Raw genomic sequence first — 19965 nt, 5'->3', positions numbered from 1 at the left:
GGGGGCTCTTTTCGTCAAGGAACGTCGTCGATGTTGCCCCCGTTACTGCTCCTCGTGCTGCTCTGCGCCGGCCTGGCCGGCTGCCAGGGTATCGCCACCCCCCGCGCCGAAGCCGCCTCTTCTCCGATCTCGCCGATGGCGTCGCCCACGGCCGAGGTCGCCGCCTCGACGAGGCCGGAGGGCGGGGGGAATGCATCCGCCGAGCGCCCCGAGGCCGCGGGCGACTTCGACGACTGGCGCCGCGACTTCCGCGGCCTGGCCCGTGACGAGGGCCTCGGCGAGACTGCCCTGGCCCGCATCGACGCGCTGCGCTACCTGCCTCGGGTCATCGAGCTGGACCGGCGTCAGCCGGAGTTCGTGCGCCCGATCTGGGAGTATCTCGACGGCGCGGTGTCGGCGAGCCGGGTGAGCACCGGCCGCGACCGGTTCGACGCCTATCGCCGCACGGTCGAGCGCGCGGAGTCGCGCTACGGCGTGCCGGCCGAAGTGCTGGTGGCGATCTGGGGCATCGAGAGCAGCTACGGCGGCTATCAGGGCGAGGTCTCGACCCTCGATGCCCTGGCGACCCTGGCCTATGATGGTCGCCGGCGCGACTTCGCCCGCGGCGAGCTGCTGGCGGCGCTGCGCATCCTCGAGGCCGGCGACGTGCCTGCCGAGCGCATGGTCGGCTCCTGGGCCGGCGCCATGGGCCATCCGCAGTTCCTGCCGTCGAGCTACCTGGCCCACGCGGTGGACGGCGACGGCGATGGCCGCCGCGATATCTGGGGCAGCGTCCCGGATGCCCTGACCTCGATCGCCGCCTATCTCGTCGAGGCTGGCTGGCGGGCCGAAGAGCGCTGGGGCGCCGAGGTGGTGCTGCCGGCCGACTTCGACTACTCGCTGACGGGCGATACCACGCGTCGCAGCGCCGACGACTGGGCCGCGGCGGGCGTGCACCCGCGCGCCGGTGAGGCGCTGCCCGCACTGAGCGAGGCCGCGCTGATCGCCCCGGCGGGTGCACGGGGGCCGGCCTTCCTGATCGGCCACAACTTCCGGGTCATTCGCCGCTACAACAACGCCACCAGCTATGCCCTGGCGGTGGCCACGCTCGGCGACGCCATCGCCGGCCGTCCCGCCATCCAGGGCGACTGGCCCCGCGAGGAGCCGGCGCTCAAGCGTACCCAGGTGCTGGAGCTGCAGCGGCGGCTCAACGCCCGCGGCTACGAGGTCGGCGAGGCCGACGGCATCCTCGGGCCCAACACCCGGCGTGGCCTGCGGGCCTTCCAGCGCGAGATCGGCGTGACGCCGGACGGCTTCGCCACCCTGGGCCTGCTGGAGCGGCTGCGGGAGGTGGGCTCATGAGGCGTGCGGCGTGGTGTCTGGCGGCGGCGCTGTGGTCGGGGCTGGCCCTGGCCGAGGCCCCGGATCGCAGCGTGGGCTGGGTCGAATCGGTGACCCTGATGCCCTGGAACCTGCCCTTCGAGGCCAAGCTGGACAGCGGGGCGCTGACCTCGTCGCTGGATGCGCGGGACATCGAACGCTTCGAGCGCGACGGTGAGGCCTGGGTGCGTTTCCGGCTGCAGTTCGATGACGACGACAAGGGCGAGACCTTCGCCATGACCCTCGAGCGCCCCCGGGTGCGGCGCCTGACGGTGCGCGGCGCCGGCGGTACCGACGACCGGCCGGTGGTGCTGCTGGATGTGTGCGTGGACGGCGTGCGCTACGAGGAGGAGTTCAGCCTGCGCGACCGCTCGGAGATGACCTACCCGATCCTGCTGGGGCGCCAGACCATCGGCCACCTGGGCCGCCTGGACGTGGCCAGCACTCACCTGACCGAGCCCGGCTGCGACGGCGACGCGCCGCGGATGCCCCATCGAGCCGATGATGAGGCGTCCGGCGATGACGGGGAGAACGGTGACAAGAGAGAGAACAGAGAGAGCGGGAAGGCCGATGGCGGTGAGGCATCGTCGTCATCGGCCGCCGAGTCCGAGACCGAGTCGGCGTCAGAATAGCCGCGCCAGCAGGGCGGTGACCGCGGTCTCCACGCGCAGGATGCGCGGCCCCATGTGGACGCCCTGGCAGCCGGCTTCGACCAGCTTCTCCACCTCCCAGGGGATGAAGCCGCCCTCGGGGCCCACCACCAGCAGTGTCGGCGCCTCGACCCCGCGGGGGCAGGCGTCCGGCATGCCGGGATGGGCCAGCAGCCCGCGGCGGCCGGCCAAGAGCCCCGGCAGGTCGTCCTCGACGAAGGGACGGAAGCCCTTGGCCAGGGTCACCCGCGGCAGACGGGTGTCCCGGGCCTGCTCCAGGCCCAGCTCCAGATGGCGGCGGATCTTGTCCTCGGACAGCTCCGGCGACTGCCAGTAGCTCTTCTCCACCCGCCTGGTGTTCAAGAGCGTCAGTTCCTTCACGCCCAGCGCGGTGACATGCTCGAGCGTGCGTGCCAGCATTCGCGGCCGCGGCAGGGCCAGCACCAGATGCACCGGCAGCGGCGGTGGCGGCGCCTGATCGAGCCCCGACACATCGAACACTGCCTCGTGCTCGCCGAGACTCAGCAGCTCGCCGCGCCCCAGGGCGCCACCCGCGATGCCGAGCGTCATCGTGTCCCCTTCGCGGGCCCGATGGACCTCCCTGAGATGGGCGAGCCGGCGCGGGGCGCGCACCCGGGCCAGGCGGTCGTTCTCGATGTCGTCGGGGGAGAGCAGGATCAGGTTCATGGGGCCTCGTGGTGCCGGTATGCCTTGCATGGTCGGTAAGGCGGTGCACAATACCTGCATAAGGAGGCATTCGCCCACCCGATTCGAACAAGGAGAGCGCCGTGCGCGTGATTCGCAAGTATGCCAATCGCCGGCTCTATGATACCGAACAGAGCCGCTATGTGACCCTCGAGGATCTGCGCAAGCTGATCCTCGACGAGGTGCCCTTCCGGGTCGAGGATGCCAAGAGCGGCGAGGACCTGACCCGGACCATCCTGCTGACCATCATCATCGAGCAGGAGCAGGCCGACGGCGACGCCCAGGTGTTCTCCAACGACCTGCTGGCCCAGTTCATCCGCGTCTACAACATGGCCCAGCCGCTGCCGCTGGCGCGCTACCTGGAGCAGGGCACGCAGCTGATGATGGAGCAGCAGAAGCACCTGCAGGACCAGTGGCAGCAGGCCATGCGCCACACGCCCATGGAGCTGATGCGCGAGCTGGCCGAGGAGAACATGCGCTTCTGGCAGCAGAACCTGGGTGGCAAGGGCCGCAAGGATGACGACGAGTCCTGATGGCGTACCGATGCTCTCGGGGCTGATCCGGCGACAGGTCGCCGAGGGGCGCTGTGAACTCTTCCCTGGGCGCTACTTTTGCCATGCATGGCAACCCACCCCCTCTCTGACCTGTCCCCGGCGCCCCGCGTGGCGCTTCGATAGGCCGGCGTATCGAAGCTGAAGGCGGCGCCGACGGCCGCTTTCTGACATAATGCGGCGACGTTTTTCCCGTGTTATCCCCCTGTAAGTGAGGTAGAGCAGCGGATGAAGGTTCTGATCATCGGCGGCGGTGGCCGCGAACATGCCCTGGCCTGGAAGGTCGCTCAGTCGCCCGAGGTCGAGACCGTCCACGTGGCCCCGGGCAACGCCGGCACCGCCCGCGAGCCGGGACTCGAGAACGTGGCGATCGGCGCCGAGGACCTGGACGGGCTGCTCGCCTTCGCCCGCGAGCAGGCCATCGACCTGACCATCGTCGGCCCCGAGGCGCCGCTGGTGGAAGGCGTGGTCGACCGCTTCCGCGAGGCCGGGCTGGCGATCTTCGGCCCCACCGCCGGTGCCGCCCAGCTCGAGGGCTCGAAGGCCTTCACCAAGGACTTCCTGGCCCGCCACGCCATTCCCTCCGCCGAATACCGCACCTTCGTGGCGGTGGAGCCGGCGCTCGAATACCTCGCCGAGAAGGGCGCGCCGATCGTGATCAAGGCCGACGGCCTGGCCGCGGGCAAAGGCGTGATCGTCGCCATGACCCGGGAAGAAGCCGAGGCCGCGGTCCACGACATGCTCGAGGACAACGCCTTCGGCGACGCCGGCGCCCGGGTAGTGATCGAGGACTTCCTGCAGGGCGAGGAGGCCAGCTTCATCGTCATGGTCGATGGCGAGACGGTGCTGCCGATGGCCACCAGCCAGGACCACAAGCGCGCCTACGACGACGACCAGGGCCCGAACACCGGCGGCATGGGCGCCTACTCGCCGGCACCAGTGGTCACCGACGAGATCCATGAGCGCGTGATGGAGCGCGTGATCCGGCCCACGGTGCGCGGCATGGCCGAGGAAGGCCATCCCTACACCGGCTTCCTGTACGCCGGCCTGATGATCGACCCCGAAGGCAACCCGCGGGTGATCGAGTACAACTGCCGCTTCGGCGACCCCGAGACCCAGCCGATCATGATGCGCCTGCAGTCCGACCTGGCCGAGCTGTGCCTGGCCGGCGCCCGCGGCGAGCTTTCCGGCCACGCCTGCGAGTGGGATTCCCGCGCCGCGGTGGGCGTGGTGATGGCCGCCGGCGGCTATCCCGGTAGCTATCGCAAGGGCGACGCCATCGAGGGGCTCGACGCCGCCGAGGCCACCGGCAGCAAGGTCTTCCACGCCGGCACCGCCCTGGGCGACGGCGGCGAGGTGCTGACCGCCGGTGGCCGCGTGCTGTGCGTCACCGCGCTGGGCGAGGGTGTCTCCGCGGCCCGCGACCTGGCCTACCGGGGCGTGGCCGAGATCCGCTGGCAGGACGCCTTCCACCGCGGCGACATCGCGCATCGCGCCATCGCCCGGGAAGGCGGCGAGGGCTGAGCCCGCGAGCCTGACCCACCCACGACGGCGCACATTCACCACCAGGAGGCGGCATGGAACGCGTGAAACTGGAGTTCCCCGAGGCGGACATCCTGCACCGGCATCCGCTGTCGGTGCGCATCACCGACATGAACTACGGCCGGCATCTCGGCCATGATGCCGTGGTGTCGTTGATGCACGAGGCCCGCGTTCAGGCCCTGGCCACCCGCTCGCTCGCCGAGGGCGACATGGGCGGCTACCCGTGCGTGGCCGCCGACCTGGCGGTGCAGTATCAGGCCGAGTCGCGCTGGCCCGAGGCGCTGGAGGTGGACACCGCGATTCCGGCGCCGGGGCGCCGCGCGATCGCCGTCTACCATCGCATCCGGCGCCTCGCCGACGATCGTCCCGTGGCCACGGCACGCATCAACCTGATGCTGGTGGACCCCGCCACCGGCCGCCCGGTGGCGGTGCCCGACCTCGTGCGCGAGCGTCTCGCGGGGGCGAGCTGATGTCGCGCGAGTATCCGATCATCGCCGTGACCGGCTCCTCCGGGGCCGGCACCACCACGGTCAAGCGCACCTTCGAGCGCATGTTCGCCCGCGAGGACCTGCATGCCGCCTTCGTCGACGGCGACGCCTTCCATCGCTACACCCGTCAGGAGCTGGCGCGGATCTTCCGCGAGGAGCCCGAGCGCAAGGACGAGCTGTCGCACTTCGCCGTGGAGGCCAACCTGCTGGAGGAGCTCGAGGCGCTGTTCCAGGAGTATGGCGAGCACGGCACCGGCACCTATCGGCACTATATCCACGCCGAGGACAAGTCGATGATCGAGGCCGGCTATCAGGTCGGCACCTTCACCGAATGGCAGCCGCTGCCCACGGGCACCGACCTGCTGTTCTACGAGGGGCTGCACGGTGGCCTGGTGACCGCCGAGCACGACGTCGCCCGCCACGTGGACCTGCTGGTCGGGGTGGCGCCGACCATGAACCTGGAGTGGATCCAGAAGATCGATCGCGACATGCGCTATCGCGGCTACTCCCAGGAGGCGGTGATCGACACCATCCTGGGGCGCATGGACGACTACGTGCGCTATATCCAGCCGCAGTTCTCGCGCACCCACATCAATTTCCAGCGGGTGCCCACGGTGGATACCTCGAATCCCTTCGAGGTCCAGGATATCCCCGCCGATGCCGAGTCCTTCGTGGTGATCCGCTTCCGCGATCCGGCCACGGTGGACTTCCCCTACCTGCTGGCGATGATCCCCGATGCCTTCATGAGCCGACCGCACACCCTGGTGGTGCCGGGCTCGCGCATGCCGCTGGCCATGGAGCTGATCCTGGGGCCGCTGGTGCGCCACCTGCTGGCCCAGCGCCGTTTTCGCTGAGCCTCTACATTCGCCGTTCGTCATCCGTCGAGGAGCCCGCCATGGACTGCCTGTTCTGCAAGATCATCAAGCGTGAGATTCCCGCCGACATCGTCTACGAAGACGACGAGGTGCTGGCCTTCAACGACATCGATCCCAAGGCGCCGACGCACCAGCTGATCGTGCCCAAGCGCCATATCGCCACCCTCAACGACATCGAGGAAGACGATCTGGCGCTGGTGGGTCGGCTGCAGTTCACCGCCGCCCGGTTGGCCCGCGAGGCCGGTTTCGCCGACGACGGCTATCGGGTGGTGATGAACTGCAATGAACAGGGCGGTCAGACCGTCTATCATATTCATATGCACCTGATGGGCGGTCGACGCTTTACCTGGCCGGCTGGGTAGTCGGCGCGCGGCGCCTGCCGCGGCTTGCGGTGTTCGACGCATCAGGTGCAGCCTTCCCGGGCCTCGCCCGACACCGTTTCCGTTCGACGCCGCCTCCGGGGCGGCGTCGTCGCATCCGGAGGCACTGCCGGCACCGGGGCGACTCGGTTACAATGAGCTCATCATCGATTCAGGGGGTGTCATGAACCGTCAGTATTCCCGTGCCGATCAACTGGTGCGCCAGGGCGATGCCGTGCTGCGCACCCTGGTGCCGGGCGCCGCCCAGCCGTCTCGTCCATCGCCGGCCACCCCGGAGGTGCGCGACGATGCCCTGGACGAGGCCGAACGACGCCACGCCGTGGGCCTGATGCGCATCAACCATACCGGCGAGGTGTGCGCCCAGGCGCTCTACCAGGGACAGGGGCTGACCGCCAAGCTGCCCGAGGTTCGTGAGCAGATGGAGGAAGCCGCCCAGGAGGAGATCGATCACCTGGCCTGGTGCGAGTCGCGTCTCGACGAGCTCGACGGTCACACCAGCCGTCTCAACCCGCTGTTCTATGCCGCCTCGTTTGGCATGGGGGCGCTGGCCGGGGCGATCGGCGACCGCATCAGCCTGGGCTTCGTCGCCGCCACCGAGGAACAGGTGGGTCGCCACCTCGACGCCCACATGGACGAGCTGCCGTCCGGCGACCACCGCTCCCGCGCGGTGCTGCGCCAGATGGCCATCGACGAGGCCCATCACGCCGAGCAGGCGCTGGAAGCCGGCGGCGCCCGCTTCCCGGGGCCGGTCAAGGCCGGCATGACGCTGATGTCCAAGGTGATGACCCGGTCGGTTTATAAGCTTTAAGCGCCGAGCTACAAGCGCCGAAAATAGCAGGGGTCAGACCCTTAAGCGCCCTTAGGGACGGAGTCCCTAAGGGCGCTTAAGGGTCTGACCCCGTGTGCCGATGATAGCGCGGGGCTAGTCCATGTTGCGCGAGTAGAAGATCTCCAGCATCTCCTTGCGCAGCCGGCTCTCGATGTCGCGGGCCTCCTCGAAGCTGATATCGCGCCGGGAGGTACCGAACAGGTAGTTGTCCAGCTCGAAGTCCTTGAGCAGCATCTTGGTGTGGAACATGTTCTCCTGATACACGTTCACGTCCACCATCTGGTAGGCCTGCTTGGTGTCGTCGGCCAGGTAGTCCTGGATCGAGGTGATGTCGTGGTCGATGAACAGCTTCTTGCCGTCCACGTCACGGGTGAAGCCGCGCACCCGATAGTCCACGGTCACGATGTCGGAATCGAAGCTGTGGATCAGGTAGTTGAGCGCCTTCAGCGGGCTGATCTGGCCGCAGGTGGAGACGTCGATGTCCAGGCGGAAGGTGCTGATGCCGTTGTCCGGGTGGGACTCGGGGTAGCTGTGCACCGTGACGTGGCTCTTGTCGAGGTGGGCCACCACGGTTTCCGGCAACGGGCCCGGGCCGGGTTCCATCTGCTCGGGGGCGGCCTCTTCCAGCTCGTGCTCGGCGATCAGGATGGTCACGCTGGCACCGTGGGGCTCGTAATCCTGGCGGGAGATATTGAGCACGTGGGCGCCGATGATGTTGGTGACATCCTTGAGGATCTGCGTCAGACGCTCGGCGTTGTAGAGCTCATCGATGTAGTCGATGTACGCCTTGCGCTGCTCCTCGGTCTTCGCATAGCAGATGTCATAGATGTTGAAGCTCAGGGAGCTGGTCAGGTTGTTGAACCCGTGGAGTCGGAGATTGTCGGTCACGTCCGAGCCTCCCAAAGTGGCAGATAGTGTCATCCCGACGGATGTCGCCGGAACCCCTGGCAATCGAGAGCCGCGTATTATGCACAGCCCACCGTGGCGGCGCACCCGCCGCCACGGTTTTTTTTCGCCGCCGCCGGGCGGGGAGCCGGACCTGGCGTCTCGGCCGTCAGGGCGCCGTGGGGGAAGGCTCGCTTACTCCTCGACGATGGTGAAGGAGTGGGTCACCTCCACGCCGCCCTTGGCCAGCATGATCGAGGCGCTGCAGTACTTGTCGGCGGAGAGCTCGACGGCGCGCTTGACCTGCTTCTCCTTGAGCCCCTGGCCGCTCACGGTGAAGTGGATATGGATCTTGGTAAATACGCTGGGCACGCTGTCGGCGCGCTCGGCCTCGATGCTGGCCACACAGTCCGCCACCGGGGCGCGCGACTTCTCGAGGATCTCCAGCACGTCGAAGGAGGTGCAGGCGCCCATGCCCATCAGCAGCATTTCCATCGGGCGCGGGCCGGTGTTGCGGCCGCCGTGGTCGGGCGGACCGTCGATGACCACGCTGTGGCCGCTGCCGGCTTCGGCGACGAACTGGCGACCGTCGGTCCATTTCACTGAGGCTTTCATGAACTGATTTCCTTGCTGTTGATTAAGTGCGTGGCTTCACCGCGGCCGCTGCCAGCTTTCCACATCCCCAGGCGACGAACTGGCGACCGTCTGTCCATTTGACGCTGGCTTTCATGTGCGGTGTTTCCTTGGTGCAGTGAGAGAGTGGAATGGCGCCAGCTTAGCAGCTGGCGCCGACCGGCTCAGCCCGGGAGGGCTCCGGCGATGGGTAGGCTGTCCGTCGACAAGCCGGCGAGGAGACACGACGGGTATGTCCCTCCAGGCTCCCGACGCCGTCCTGGCGTCGGAGCTCCTCTTCGGCTTGTCCCCGGTGCCCCGTGAGGGTCATGAAGGAAGTTGGGTGCGCAGGGCCCTATCCAGGCTCTCGAGGCGGGCCGGGGTGCCGACATCGACCCAGGCGCCGCGATGATGATGGCCGGCGACCCGGCCTGCCGCCATGGCCTCGCGCAGCAGCGGGGCCAGGGCGAAGGCACCGTCGGTCTGAGTGGCGACCAGCGCCGGATCGAGCAGCGCCAGGCCGGCGTAGGTCAGCCGCGGCTCGCCCTCGGCATGCACCCGACCGCCGGCATCCAGGTGAAAGTCGCCGGTGGGATGGTGATCGGGATTGTCCACCAGCACCAGGTTGGCCAGGTCGTCGCCGAGCGGAGGGAGCGCGTCGGGCGTGACATCGCACCAGACATCGCCGTTGACCAGCCAGAATGGCGCCTCGCCGAGCAAGGGTAGGGCGCGGCGAATGCCGCCGCCGGTTTCCAGCGGCGCGTCCTCGCGGCTCCAGGCGATGTCCACGCCGAACTCGTGGCCGTCGCCCAGCGCCTCGATGATCTGCTCGGCGCGGTAGCTGACGTTGATCACCACTTCACGGATACCGGCCGTGGCCAGGCGTTCCAGGTGGTGAACGATCAGCGGCTTGCCGGCCACCGGCAGCAGCGGCTTGGGGCAGTGGTCGGTGAGCGGGCGCATGCGCGTGCCGAGTCCGGCGGCCAGGATCATCGCCTTCATGCCGCGCCCTCCCGGTCGATGCCGTCCTCGTCCAGCTTCGCCGCCAGGGCGGGGCGGAAGACGTCGGCGAGCCAGGCCCTGAAGGCGTCGTGACCGTCGAGCTCGGCCAGGGCGTCCTCGAGATGGGCGAGGAAGTGCGGCAGGCGGGCGAGATAACCGTCGCGATGGTCGCGCAGGGTCAGCCGGCAGAAGATGCCCAGCACCTTGAGCGCGCGCTGGGCGGCCATGGCGGCCACCCGGGCGTGGAAGCCGGCCGCATCGATCTCGGCATCGAGGCGGCCGTCGGTCACCGCCCGCGCGCGAAAGCCCTCGATCCACTCGGTGCGCCGCGCGGCGTCGAAGCGGCAGTAGCGGCCGTGGAGCAGCGAGATCAGATCGTAGCTGATGGGACCTGCCACGGCGTCCTGGAAGTCGATCAGGTAGAGCGCCTCGTCGACCACCATCAGGTTCATGGCGTCGAAGTCGCGATGCACGGTGACCACGGGCTGATCCAGTGCGGACGCGATCAGCGCGTCACGCAGGGCGTTCCAGCCGGGCGGCGGGGCGACGTCGAGCCAGCGCGACAGGCACCACTCGGGGAAGAGATCGAGCTCGCGGCCCAGCAAGGCGGCGTCGTAGGCCGGCAGCGCGTCCGGCGAGGCGCGGTTCTGGAGCTCATGAATGAGCGCCATGGCGCCTTCGTGCCAGGCCAGGGTGGCCGGGTCGCGCTCGCCGTCGAAGCGGGTCTGCAGCGGCGTGTCGCCGAGATCGTCGAGCTCCAGGAAGCCGGCCTCGAGGTCCACGGCGTGCAGGTGCGGCACCGGCAGGCCGGCGGCTTCCCAGGCCCGGTCGATGGCCACGAAGGGCGTGCTGTCCTCGCGGTCCGGCGGCGCGTCCATCAGCATTCGTGTGGCGCCGTCGGGCAGTGTCAGCCGATAGTAGCGGCGAAAGCTGGCATCGCCGGCGGCCAGGCGCAGGTCCAGGGCCTGCGGGTCGAGTCCATGGCACTGCGCGATCCAGTGGCGCAGCGGCGTCTGGCGGGCGAGGGCATCGGCCTCTGGCATCATCACCTCTCGATGTCCGGTGGCGGGGCTCGGTTGACGGCCCCGAAGCGTCGCCGCATGCTGAGGCCCGACAGCGTCGGCGTGACAGGGACTCGTCGGCGGGACAGGTCGCATGGGGCCTGTATAATACCGATTCACTCCGCCAAGGACATCGTGGAACATGGCCAAGCGACCCTCCCGGACGGCCCTGGCAGGTCTGGTGACCTCGAACCTGATCATTGCCGCCCCTCTGCTGGCGGCGCCCCCCGAGCCGCTGCCCGCCGATCGGCTGGACTGGCAGCCCTGGGGCGCCGACCGGCCGGCCGATGCCGTATGCCGCGGGCGCTACGTGATGCCGGACTATCGTCTGGCCCCGCCGCCCGAGGGGCAGGTCACCAGCGAGGCGGACAGCGGCGAGTACGGTGCCGAGGGGGAGACCCGGCTCAGCGGCCAGGTGGTGCTGCGCCGTGGCGACACCCAGCTCGAGGCGCCGCGGGTCAACCTGCCGGCGTCCCGGGATCGGGTGCTGGCCGAGGGGCCGGTGGCGCTGCGCGACCAGAATCTGCTGGTGCGCGGCGACGCCGCCGAATTCTCGCTGGAAAGCGATGCGGCGAGCATCGATACCGCCCACTATGTGGCCCATGAGCAGCGCCTGCGTGGTGATGCCGTGCGCTTGGCCCGGCTCGAGGACGGCCGCTACCGGCTGCGCGAGGCCAGCTTCACCACCTGCGAGCCCGGCAGCGAGCTGTGGCGCCTGGTCGGCAACGACATCCTGCTGGACCGCGAGCAGGGGTTCGGCACCGCCAAGCACGCCCGCCTGGAGGTCGGTCACGTGCCGGTATTCTACTGGCCCTGGGTGCGCTTCCCGCTCGATGAGCGCCGCCAGACCGGCTTCCTGTGGCCGACCCTCGGCGCCACCGGCAGCGGGCTCGACTATTCCCAGCCTTTCTACTGGAACATCGCCCCCGACCAGGACGCGACCCTCACCCCGCGCTGGATCAGCGATCGTGGCCTGCTGCTGGGCGGCGAGTATCGCTATCTCTTTCCGTCCGACGCCGGCACCATCGAGGGGGCCTACATCGCCGACGACAAGCGTGCTGGCGACGAGGCCTCGAACGGCTCCCGTCTCGCGAACGGCGATGAGCGCTGGTACCTGGACTTCCGTCACGCCGGGCGTTTCGACGAGCGTACCGACTACCGGCTGCGCTACGGCGCGGCCAGCGACGGCGCCTACTTCGACGACTTCGGCCGCGACTTCGCCGAGCAGGACACCGACCACCTGTCACGGCTGGCCCGGCTCGACTATCGCGGCGATGTCTGGCGCCTGCAGGCCAAGGCCCAGGGGTACGAGCGGCTCGATGATCCTCTGAAAGAGGGCGACAAGCCCTTCTACCGCCTGCCGAGCCTGGATGCCCGGGCGCGCTGGTCCCAGGACAATGGCTTCTACGAGGAGTGGGCCTCCAACCTGACCTACTTCTGGCGCGACGTGCATACGGACGACGACGGCTGGTATGACTTCAAGGACGGTCGTCGGCAGATCTCGGAACGCGAGGCGGCCAACGGCACCCGGCTCAGGCTGGATCCGGCCGTGGGCTGGCGCTTCGACCAGAGCTGGGGCTACCTCGAGCCCCGCGTCGAGCTGGCCCATCGCTCCTACGACCTCGACTACGACAATCGCGAGACTACCCCCGGACGCAGCGACACGCCGTCGCTGACCGTGCCGGTGACCTCCGTCGACGGCGGCCTGGTGTTCGAGCGCGACCTGAGTCTCGGCGGCGGCGATTTCCGCCAGACCCTGGAGCCGCGGCTCAACTACGCCTACGTGCCGGCCGAGGACCAGACCGACTTCCCGGACTTCGACACCGGCGAGCGCAACTTCTCCTGGAACCAGCTGTGGTCGCCGGACCGCTTCTCCGGCGGTGACCGGGTGGGCGATCTCAATCGTATCTCCTACGGCGTCGAGAGCCGCCTGCTGGAGGACGAGAGCGGCCGCGAGCGGCTGTCGCTGGGCCTCGGCCAGGCGCTGTATTTCGACGATCGCACGATTGATATGAGAGGTAATCCCGACAAGCTTCCGGAAGACGAGGATTCCTACGAGTACTACGCCGCCACCCGCGACCGCTCGCCGCTGGTCACGCGCCTGAACTGGCGGCTGAGCGACGAGTGGCGCACGCGCTGGCAGTGGCTCTACGACGACCACCGCTCGCGCACCGAGAGTGCCAGCTGGGACCTGCAGTACCGTGCCGACGCCGGTCACGTGCTCAACCTGGGCTATCGCTGGCAGCTTCAGGGCTTCGACGTCTCCGAAGACGACTTCGAGGACCGGCTGGGCTACAACCGCGAGGAGTTCGACGTCTCCGGGGCCTACCGGGTCGGGCCACAGGTCGACCTGATCGGTCGCTTCGTCTACGACAACACCAACGACCGCAGCCTCGAGCAGATGGCGGGTGTGCAGTGGAACGACTGCTGCTATGGTCTGCAGCTGGTGTGGCGCGAGTGGGTCGACGACGAGGGCACCGCGAACACCATCGAAGACGACACCACCGATCGCGGGTTCTTCCTGCGCTTCGTGTTCAAGGGCCTGGGCGGCATCGGCGGAGACGCGGCCAGCTACTTCGACGGCGCCGTGCCGGGCTATCGCAGTACCGCCTTCGGCGCACGCTGAGCCGCGGCCGGCGCCCCGCCTGCCACTTCGTGGCGGTCGCTCGCCGGCCGCCACGAGACATCCGATATCGAAAGAGAGGAAACACCGACATGCGCAGCCGACACTTCGCCACCCTGCTGCTGGCCCTGCTGCTGGGGGCCGCGCCCCTGACCGGGCTGGCCCAGGCGCGCCAGCCCCTGGACCGTATCGTGGCGGTGGTCAACGACGGCGCCATCATGGCCTCCCAGCTCGAGGACCGCTTCACCCAGACCAAGCAACAGCTCGGGGCCCAGGGCGTCGACCTGCCGCCGGACCAGGTGCTGCGCGAGCAGGTGCTCGACCGCCTGATCGTCGAGGAGATCCAGCTGCAGATGGCCCGCGAGGCCAATCTGAGCGTCGACGACACCGAGCTCAATCGTCAGGTACGGGCCATCGCCCGGGGCAACAACATGACCCTGGACCAGTTCGCCGACGCCCTGGAGGCCGACGGCCTGTCGCTCGGCGTGGTGCGTGACCAGGTGCGTCGCGAGCTTTTGATGCGCGAGCTGCAGCAGCGCCGCGTGGGCGGTCGGGTCAGCCTCTCCGAGCGCGAGGTCGACCGCTTCATCGAGCAGCAGGGCGCCGGCATGAGCCGCGATCAGGCGCGCCAGGCATTGTTCCAGCGCAAGGCCAATGACGAGATGGAAGACTGGATCCAGGAGATCCGCAGCGAGGCCTTCGTCGACGAGCGTCTCGAGCCCGGCGCATGAGCGATGCGCCCGTCATCGCCCTGACCACCGGCGAGCCGGCCGGCATCGGCCCCGAGCTCGCGGTGATGCTGGCCACCGACGGTGCCACCGGCACGACCCCGGGGCACCGCCGAGTGGCGGTGGGCGATGCCGGATTGCTCGCCGAGCGGGCCGAGGCCCTGGGGCGGGCGCTCGAGATCGTCGAGCTGGCACCGGGCGAGCCGGTGCCCGAGACCCGGCCCGGGCGCTTGCCCGTGTGGCCGGTGGCGCTCGCCGCGCCCAGTCGCCCCGGGGTGCTGGATACCCGCAACGGCGACTACGTGCTCGAGACGCTGGATCGTGCCGTCGCCGGTTGCCGGGCAGGCGAGGCCGCCGGGATCGTCACCGCTCCGCTGCACAAGGCGGTGATCCGCGAGGCCGGCCACGCCGACTTCACCGGCCACACCGAATACCTGCGCGACGCCTGCGGCGTCGACGAGGTGGTGATGATGCTCGCCACCGACCGTGCCCTGCATGCGACCGGCCCAGACTGGCAGGGCCCGCGGTCGCTGCGCGTGGCGCTCGCCACCACCCACCTGCCGCTGCGCGAGGTGAGCGACGCGGTGACGCCCGAGCGGCTGACCCGCATCCTTCGCATCCTCGACGCCGACCTGCGCCGCTGGTTCGGTCTGGCCGCGCCGCGCATCGCCGTCTGCGGCCTCAACCCCCACGCCGGGGAGGGCGGCCACCTCGGTCGCGAGGAGCTCGAGGTGATCGTGCCGACGCTCGCGGCGCTGCGTCGCGAGGGCCTGACCCTTGACGGGCCGCTGCCGGCGGATACCCTGTTCACCCCGCGCCACCTGGCCGAGGCCGACGCCGTGCTGGCGATGTATCATGATCAGGGCCTGCCGGTGCTCAAGTACGCCGGCTTCGGCCGCGCCGCCAACATCACCCTGGGCCTGCCGCTGGTGCGCACCTCGGTGGACCACGGCACCGCCCTCGACCTGGCCGGCAGCGGCCGCGCCGATCCCGGCAGCCTGGCGGTGGCCGAGGCGCTGGCCGCCGACATGGCCCGCCGCGCCGCTCGTGACTGAGCGCGGCATCCCCGATTCGAACAGAAGGACAGACGCATGGCATCCCGCCCCCAGGGTCATCGCGCCCGCAAGCGCTTCGGCCAGAACTTCCTGCGCGACCCCGGCATCATCTCGCGGCTGGTGCGCGCCATCGGCGCCCGCCCCGGCGAGCGCCTGGTGGAGATCGGCCCCGGCCAGGGCGCCCTCACCGAGCCGCTGCTGGAGGCGGCGGGCGGCCATCTCGAGGTCATCGAGCTCGACCGTGACCTGATTCCCGGCCTGCGCGTGCAGTTCTTCGACCAGCCGGGCTTCGTGATCCACGAGGGCGACGCGCTCAAGGTCGACTTCCGCGAACTGCGTGGCGATGGCCCGGCGCTGCGGGTGGTGGGCAACCTGCCCTACAACATCTCCACGCCGCTGATCTCCCACCTGCTGCAGGCCGGCGACGCCGTGGCCGACATGCACTTCATGCTGCAGAAGGAGGTCGTCGACCGCCTGGCGGCCCCGCCCGGGGGCGGCGAGCGCGGCCGCCTCTCGGTGCTGGCCCAGTACTACTGCACGGTCGAGTCGCTGTTCATCGTGCCGCCGGAGTCCTTCGTGCCGCGGCCCAAGGTGGATTCGGCCATCGTGCGCCTGACCCCCCACGCCGAGATGCCGGATGTCGCCCGCGACGAGATGCTGCTGTTCGAGGTGGTGCGCGAGGCCTTCGCCCAGCGCCGCAAGACGCTGCGCAACAACCTCAAGGGACGGATCGACGCCGTGGCCCTGGAGGCGCTCGGCATCGAGCCGAGCCGGCGGCCCCAGACCCTGAGCGTGGCGGAGTTCGTGCGCATCGCCAACCACCTGGCCGAGGAGGGCGGCGCCTCATGACGACATCGATCCTGGGCGACGATATCCATGTCGACGTGGAGCCGGCCTTCCAGGCGGACGAGTCCGCCCCCGAAGAAGAGCGCTTCGTGTTCAGCTATACCATCACCGTGCACAATCACTCCGGCCACAGCATGCAGCTGCTGGCGCGCCACTGGAAGATCACCCAGAGCAGCGGCGAGACCCAGGAGGTGCGCGGCAAGGGTGTGGTCGGCCAGCAGCCGCTGATCGGCCCCGGCCAGACCTTCCGCTACACCAGTCGGGCGATCCTCGACGGCCCGGTGGGCGTGATGGAAGGCGCCTTCACCTGCGTCGACACCGCCACCCAGCGCCCCTTCGAGGTGGCCGTCGCCCCCTTTCGGCTGGCCGGCCCCAACCAGGTGCACTGAGGCGTTCGGCGAGCGCCGCTTCACCCCCGATCTTCCAACGAGACCGCGAGGACGCGCCATGACCACCTACGCCGTCGGCGATCTCCAGGGCTGTCACGAGGAATTCGTGGCCCTGCTTGAGCGCCTCGACTTCGATCCGCGCCGTGACCGGCTGTGGCTGGCCGGCGATCTGGTCAACCGCGGCCGCGGTTCGCTGGACTGCCTGCGCGAGGTCATGGCCCTGGGCGACGCCGCCCGGGTGGTACTCGGCAATCACGATCTGCACCTGCTGGCGGTGGCTCGCGGCGGCGCGCGCCTCAAGCGCAAGGATACCCTGGACGCCATCCTCGCCGCGGCCGATCGCGAGCGCGTGCTCGACTGGCTGCAGAGCCGTCCGCTGGTGGTGCGCGACGGCGATACCCTGATGAGCCACGCCGGCCTGCCGCCCCAGTGGACGCTGGATCAGGCCGAGCCGCTGGCCGCCGAGGTGGCCGAGCGGCTCGGCGGCGAGCGTGCCGGCGCCTTCCTCGAGCAGATGTATGGCAACGAGCCGGCCCGCTGGCGTGACGACCTGGACGGCCTCGACCGCCTGCGGGCGATCGTCAACACCTTCACCCGCATGCGCTTCATCGCCGCCGACGGCGCGCTGGACTTCAGCGCCAAGGAGGGGCTCGACAGCGCGCCGCCGGGCTTCGCGCCCTGGTTCCAGTATCCCCGCGACGACGATCCGCGGCTGCTGTTCGGCCACTGGGCCGCGCTCGAGGGCAAGACGCCGGGCAGCCGGGTGCGGGCCGAGGCGCTGGATACCGGCTGCGTCTGGGGCGGGGCGCTGACCGCCCTCGACCTCGAGAGCGGCGCACGCATCAGCGTGCCCAGCCGCTACTGAATTTAGCCCTTCCTTCCTGTTGCATTCCTGGAGAACCGATGAGCTTCCAGCACCTGGACATTCCCACCCTGGCCGAGTGGCTCGACGCCGGCTCGCCGCTGACCCTGGTCGACATCCGCGACCCGGCGAGCTTCGCCGCCGGTCATATCCCCGGCTGCCGCCATCTGGACAACGACAGCGTCACGGCCCTGCTGGCCGAGGCGCCTCGCGAGACGCCGCTGGTGGTGGTCTGCTACCACGGCCACTCCAGCCAGCAGGCCGCGGCCTGGCTGGCCGGCCAGGGCTTCGAGACGGTCTACAGCCTCGACGGCGGCTTCACCGACTGGCAGCACCGTCTGCCCGAGCGCGTGGAGGCCTGAGCATGGCGACCCGCGATGCCCGCCTCGATGGCCTGACGGTCTATCGGGTCGGCGGCGCCGTGCGCGACGCCCGTCTCGGCTGGCCGGTCACCGACGTCGACTGGGTGGTGGTCGGCGCCACGCCCGAGGCCATGACCCGGCGCGGCTTCCGCGCCGTGGGCCGCGACTTCCCGGTGTTCCTGCATCCGAAGACCCACGAGGAGTTCGCCCTGGCGCGCACCGAGCGCAAGGCCGGCCACGGCTATACCGGCTTCGAGGTCCACGCGAGCCCCGAGGTCAGCCTGGAGCAGGATCTGGTGCGTCGCGACCTGACCATCAACGCCATGGCCGAGACCCCCGAGGGCGAACTGGTCGACCCCTACGGCGGGCTTCACGATCTCGAGGCCCGGGTGCTGCGCCACGTCTCGCCGGCCTTCGTCGAGGACCCGCTGCGGGTGCTGCGCACGGCGCGCTTCCTGGCGCGCTACGCCGGGCTCGGCTTCGTGATCGCCCCGGCCACCCGCGAGCTGATGCGCCGGCTGGCGGAGAGCGGGGAGCTCGGCCACCTGGTGGCCGAGCGCGTCTGGACCGAGACCGAGAAGGCGCTGGGCGAGCCCTGGCCGGACGTCTACTTCCAGGCCCTGCACGACTGCGGCGCCCTGGCGGCGCTGATGCCGGAGCTGGCGGCGGACGCCGCGGCGCTGGACGAGGCGCTGGGGCGACTGGCGCGGCTGCCCGAGGACATCGCCGACGAGCAGGCGCCCCGCTGGCGCTGGGCGCGGCTGGTCGAGCATCTCGAGGCCGAAGCCCGCGAGCGCCTGGCCGAGCGTCTGAAGCTGCCCCGGACGCCGCGCCGGCTGGGCGATCAGGCGGCGGCGACGCGCCGGCTGGTGGCCGAGGCGCGGGCGGGCGAGCTGGACGGGGCGCGGGTGATGGCCTGGCTCGACGCCATCGGCGCCTGGCGCCAGGGCGAGCGGGTGGCCTCGCTGATCAGCCTGGTGAGCATGGAAGACGCGCGTCTGGCCGAGGACCTGGCCGTGGCCTGGCGCCTGGCGGGGCAGATCCTGCCCCGCGGGCTCGTCGAGGAGGGCTATCAGGGCCGCGAGCTGGGCGAGGAGCTGGCCCGGCGGCGCCGGGTAGCGATCGATGAGGTGCTGGCGGGCTGAGGGTCCGGTGTCCGATTCAAGCGACCGGATAAGACGGTCGGATCAGGCGTCGAGCGGCAGGGACTTTCCGCGCCACGGGAAGTCGGCCGGCCACAGGGCCTGGTCGTCGGCCTCGAAGGCCGTCCACAGCTCGGCATAGCGCCGGCCGTCCTCGGGGTGACGGACGTCGGGCAGCAGCTCCGCCAGCGGCTTCAGCACGAAGGCGTGATGACGGATCTCGGCCCGCGGCAGCGCGACGCCGTCGTGCTCGCCGGTCAGTTCGCCGACGGTGAGCAGATCGACGTCCAGGGTGCGGGGGCTGAACTTGGGGCTGTCGGCGCGGCGGCCGTTGGCGAACTCGAGCCGCTTGCACCAGGCCTGCAGCTCGCCCACCGACCAGTCGCTGTCGAACGCCGCGACCAGGTTGTAGAAGTTGCGGCCGTCCTCGAAGCCCACCGGTTCGCTCTCGTAGACCCGCGACAGGCGCAGGCCATCGAAGCGCTCGGCGAGGGCGTCGAGGCAGGCGGTCAGGTGCGTCTCGCGCTCGATGTTGCTGCCGATGCTGACGGTGACCAGGGCCATCAGGTCGCGCTCCGCTCGCCGCGCTCGATGCGCACCCCGACCGCATTGGCGGCGGGCACCGCGCCCGGCTTGCGCAGGGTCAGGCGTATCCAGGCGATGCCGTATTCCTGGCGCAGGGCGTCGACCAGGCGCTCGGCGAAGGTTTCCACCAGCTCGAAGCTGTGCTCGGCCCCGAAGCGGGCGATGCGCTCGCTGATGGCGGCATAGTCGAGGGTCTGGGCGATATCGTCGTCGGCCGCCGCGGGGCGAATGTCGGTGGCCAGCTCCAGATCCAGAACCAGGGTCTGGGTGAGGGTGCGCTCCCAGTCGTAGACGCCGATCACGGTGTCGACCTTCAGCGCTTCGATCAGTACGAGATCCATCTTGGGCTCTCCGAGCCGTGGCAAGGGGCGGCGGCAGTGCCGGATTGGGCGGCGATTGTACGCGAGGCGACCGGTCGGCGACAGCGTCGACGC

The 19965-nt window shown here is 69.9% G+C and carries 23 protein-coding genes; 16 read left to right on the top strand and 7 right to left on the bottom strand.

All coding sequences use genetic code 11. From position 1 onward, the window contains the following. Positions 1 to 30: 30 nt before the first annotated feature. Together UN84_RS13725 and rloA3 are read left to right on the top strand one after the other, a co-directional pair. Positions 31 to 1341, top strand: coding sequence for a lytic murein transglycosylase (locus tag UN84_RS13725; RefSeq protein WP_046078212.1), 1311 nt, complete (start codon positions 31 to 33; stop codon positions 1339 to 1341). Then, positions 1338 to 1991 (top strand): retropepsin-like aspartic peptidase RloA3, encoded by a 654-nt coding sequence (gene rloA3, locus UN84_RS13720; protein ID WP_082090818.1) that lies wholly within the window; start codon positions 1338 to 1340, stop codon positions 1989 to 1991. The genes UN84_RS13725 and rloA3 overlap by 4 nt, the downstream gene beginning before the upstream one ends. Here the strand turns inward: rloA3 and UN84_RS13715 are convergent. Beyond that, positions 1983 to 2696: a 16S rRNA (uracil(1498)-N(3))-methyltransferase gene (locus tag UN84_RS13715; RefSeq protein WP_046078211.1), complete on the bottom strand. Its 714-nt coding sequence runs from the start codon at positions 2694 to 2696 to the stop codon at positions 1983 to 1985. The genes rloA3 and UN84_RS13715 overlap by 9 nt on opposite strands. Before the next feature lie 101 nt (positions 2697 to 2797). Between UN84_RS13715 and phaR the strand changes: the two genes are divergently transcribed. From phaR to coq7, 6 genes are all read left to right on the top strand, one after another. After that, entirely contained in the window at positions 2798 to 3247 is a 450-nt protein-coding gene (gene phaR / locus UN84_RS13710) for a polyhydroxyalkanoate synthesis repressor PhaR (RefSeq protein WP_035596615.1), read from the top strand. A 246-nt stretch (positions 3248 to 3493) separates the two neighbouring features. Beyond that, on the top strand, positions 3494 to 4789 hold the full coding sequence (gene purD, locus UN84_RS13705; protein WP_046078210.1) for a phosphoribosylamine--glycine ligase: 1296 nt from the start codon (positions 3494 to 3496) through the stop codon (positions 4787 to 4789). Positions 4790 to 4842: 53 nt separating this feature from the next. Continuing rightward, positions 4843 to 5277 carry an acyl-CoA thioesterase gene (locus UN84_RS13700; RefSeq protein WP_046078209.1) on the top strand — a complete coding sequence of 145 codons (435 nt, stop codon included), beginning with the start codon at positions 4843 to 4845 and terminating at the stop codon, positions 5275 to 5277. After that, complete coding sequence (locus UN84_RS13695) at positions 5277 to 6149, top strand: phosphoribulokinase (RefSeq protein WP_046078208.1); 873 nt, start codon at positions 5277 to 5279, stop codon at positions 6147 to 6149. The genes UN84_RS13700 and UN84_RS13695 overlap by 1 nt, the downstream gene beginning before the upstream one ends. Before the next feature lie 41 nt (positions 6150 to 6190). Next, positions 6191 to 6532 (top strand): histidine triad nucleotide-binding protein, encoded by a 342-nt coding sequence (locus UN84_RS13690; protein WP_035596603.1) that lies wholly within the window; start codon positions 6191 to 6193, stop codon positions 6530 to 6532. A 181-nt stretch (positions 6533 to 6713) separates the two neighbouring features. Further along, positions 6714 to 7358 carry a 2-polyprenyl-3-methyl-6-methoxy-1,4-benzoquinone monooxygenase gene (gene coq7, locus UN84_RS13685; RefSeq protein WP_046078207.1) on the top strand — a complete coding sequence of 215 codons (645 nt, stop codon included), beginning with the start codon at positions 6714 to 6716 and terminating at the stop codon, positions 7356 to 7358. Positions 7359 to 7472: 114 nt separating this feature from the next. Here the strand turns inward: coq7 and speD are convergent, their stop codons facing one another. The 4 genes from speD to UN84_RS13665 all read right to left on the bottom strand — a co-directional run bounded on the left by speD (position 7473) and on the right by UN84_RS13665 (position 10921). Then, positions 7473 to 8267 carry an adenosylmethionine decarboxylase gene (gene speD, locus UN84_RS13680; protein ID WP_046078206.1) on the bottom strand — a complete coding sequence of 265 codons (795 nt, stop codon included), beginning with the start codon at positions 8265 to 8267 and terminating at the stop codon, positions 7473 to 7475. Between the two features lie 192 nt (positions 8268 to 8459). Continuing rightward, on the bottom strand, positions 8460 to 8879 hold the full coding sequence (locus UN84_RS13675) for an OsmC family protein (RefSeq protein WP_016853702.1): 420 nt from the start codon (positions 8877 to 8879) through the stop codon (positions 8460 to 8462). Positions 8880 to 9203: 324 nt separating this feature from the next. Next, positions 9204 to 9878 carry an N-acetylmuramate alpha-1-phosphate uridylyltransferase MurU gene (gene murU / locus UN84_RS13670; RefSeq protein ID WP_046078205.1) on the bottom strand — a complete coding sequence of 225 codons (675 nt, stop codon included), beginning with the start codon at positions 9876 to 9878 and terminating at the stop codon, positions 9204 to 9206. Further along, the gene (locus UN84_RS13665) at positions 9875 to 10921 is read right to left on the bottom strand and encodes an aminoglycoside phosphotransferase family protein (protein ID WP_046078431.1); all 1047 of its coding nucleotides are present in this window, start codon (positions 10919 to 10921) and stop codon (positions 9875 to 9877) included. The genes murU and UN84_RS13665 overlap by 4 nt, the downstream gene beginning before the upstream one ends. 160 nt (positions 10922 to 11081) lie before the next feature. Between UN84_RS13665 and UN84_RS13660 the strand changes: the two genes are divergently transcribed. The 8 genes from UN84_RS13660 (at position 11082) to UN84_RS13625 (ending at position 18949) form a co-directional block, all read left to right on the top strand. Next, positions 11082 to 13565: an LPS-assembly protein LptD gene (locus UN84_RS13660; RefSeq protein ID WP_046078204.1), complete on the top strand. Its 2484-nt coding sequence runs from the start codon at positions 11082 to 11084 to the stop codon at positions 13563 to 13565. Positions 13566 to 13654: 89 nt separating this feature from the next. Further along, a complete protein-coding gene (locus UN84_RS13655) occupies positions 13655 to 14293 on the top strand; it encodes a SurA N-terminal domain-containing protein (protein ID WP_035596593.1) in 639 nt (212 codons plus the stop codon). Then, positions 14290 to 15345, top strand: a complete 1056-nt coding sequence (gene pdxA, locus UN84_RS13650) for a 4-hydroxythreonine-4-phosphate dehydrogenase PdxA (protein ID WP_173835017.1) — start codon at positions 14290 to 14292, stop codon at positions 15343 to 15345. The genes UN84_RS13655 and pdxA overlap by 4 nt, the downstream gene beginning before the upstream one ends. 36 nt (positions 15346 to 15381) lie before the next feature. Then, on the top strand, positions 15382 to 16194 hold the full coding sequence (rsmA, locus tag UN84_RS13645) for a 16S rRNA (adenine(1518)-N(6)/adenine(1519)-N(6))-dimethyltransferase RsmA (protein WP_046078201.1): 813 nt from the start codon (positions 15382 to 15384) through the stop codon (positions 16192 to 16194). Beyond that, positions 16191 to 16580, top strand: coding sequence for a Co2+/Mg2+ efflux protein ApaG (gene apaG / locus UN84_RS13640; RefSeq protein ID WP_173835016.1), 390 nt, complete (start codon positions 16191 to 16193; stop codon positions 16578 to 16580). The genes rsmA and apaG overlap by 4 nt, the downstream gene beginning before the upstream one ends. Positions 16581 to 16638: 58 nt before the next feature. After that, complete coding sequence (locus UN84_RS13635; protein WP_046078200.1) at positions 16639 to 17445, top strand: symmetrical bis(5'-nucleosyl)-tetraphosphatase; 807 nt, start codon at positions 16639 to 16641, stop codon at positions 17443 to 17445. A gap of 38 nt (positions 17446 to 17483) precedes the next feature. Beyond that, on the top strand, positions 17484 to 17804 hold the full coding sequence (glpE, locus tag UN84_RS13630; protein ID WP_016853711.1) for a thiosulfate sulfurtransferase GlpE: 321 nt from the start codon (positions 17484 to 17486) through the stop codon (positions 17802 to 17804). 2 nt (positions 17805 to 17806) lie between these two features. Next, on the top strand, positions 17807 to 18949 hold the full coding sequence (locus UN84_RS13625; protein ID WP_046078199.1) for a polynucleotide adenylyltransferase: 1143 nt from the start codon (positions 17807 to 17809) through the stop codon (positions 18947 to 18949). A 42-nt stretch (positions 18950 to 18991) separates the two neighbouring features. Here the strand turns inward: UN84_RS13625 and folK are convergent, their stop codons facing one another. Further along, the gene (gene folK / locus UN84_RS13620) at positions 18992 to 19510 is read right to left on the bottom strand and encodes a 2-amino-4-hydroxy-6-hydroxymethyldihydropteridine diphosphokinase (protein WP_046078198.1); all 519 of its coding nucleotides are present in this window, start codon (positions 19508 to 19510) and stop codon (positions 18992 to 18994) included. Continuing rightward, the gene (gene folB / locus UN84_RS13615; RefSeq protein WP_035596583.1) at positions 19510 to 19872 is read right to left on the bottom strand and encodes a dihydroneopterin aldolase; all 363 of its coding nucleotides are present in this window, start codon (positions 19870 to 19872) and stop codon (positions 19510 to 19512) included. The genes folK and folB overlap by 1 nt, the downstream gene beginning before the upstream one ends. Between the last annotated feature and the right edge of the window lie 93 nt (positions 19873 to 19965).

It is taken from the genome of Halomonas sp. HG01, from assembly GCF_000968715.2.
Taxonomy (GTDB): Bacteria; Pseudomonadota; Gammaproteobacteria; order Pseudomonadales; family Halomonadaceae; genus Halomonas; species Halomonas halophila.
This window is presented reverse-complemented; position numbering and strand designations above follow the sequence as displayed.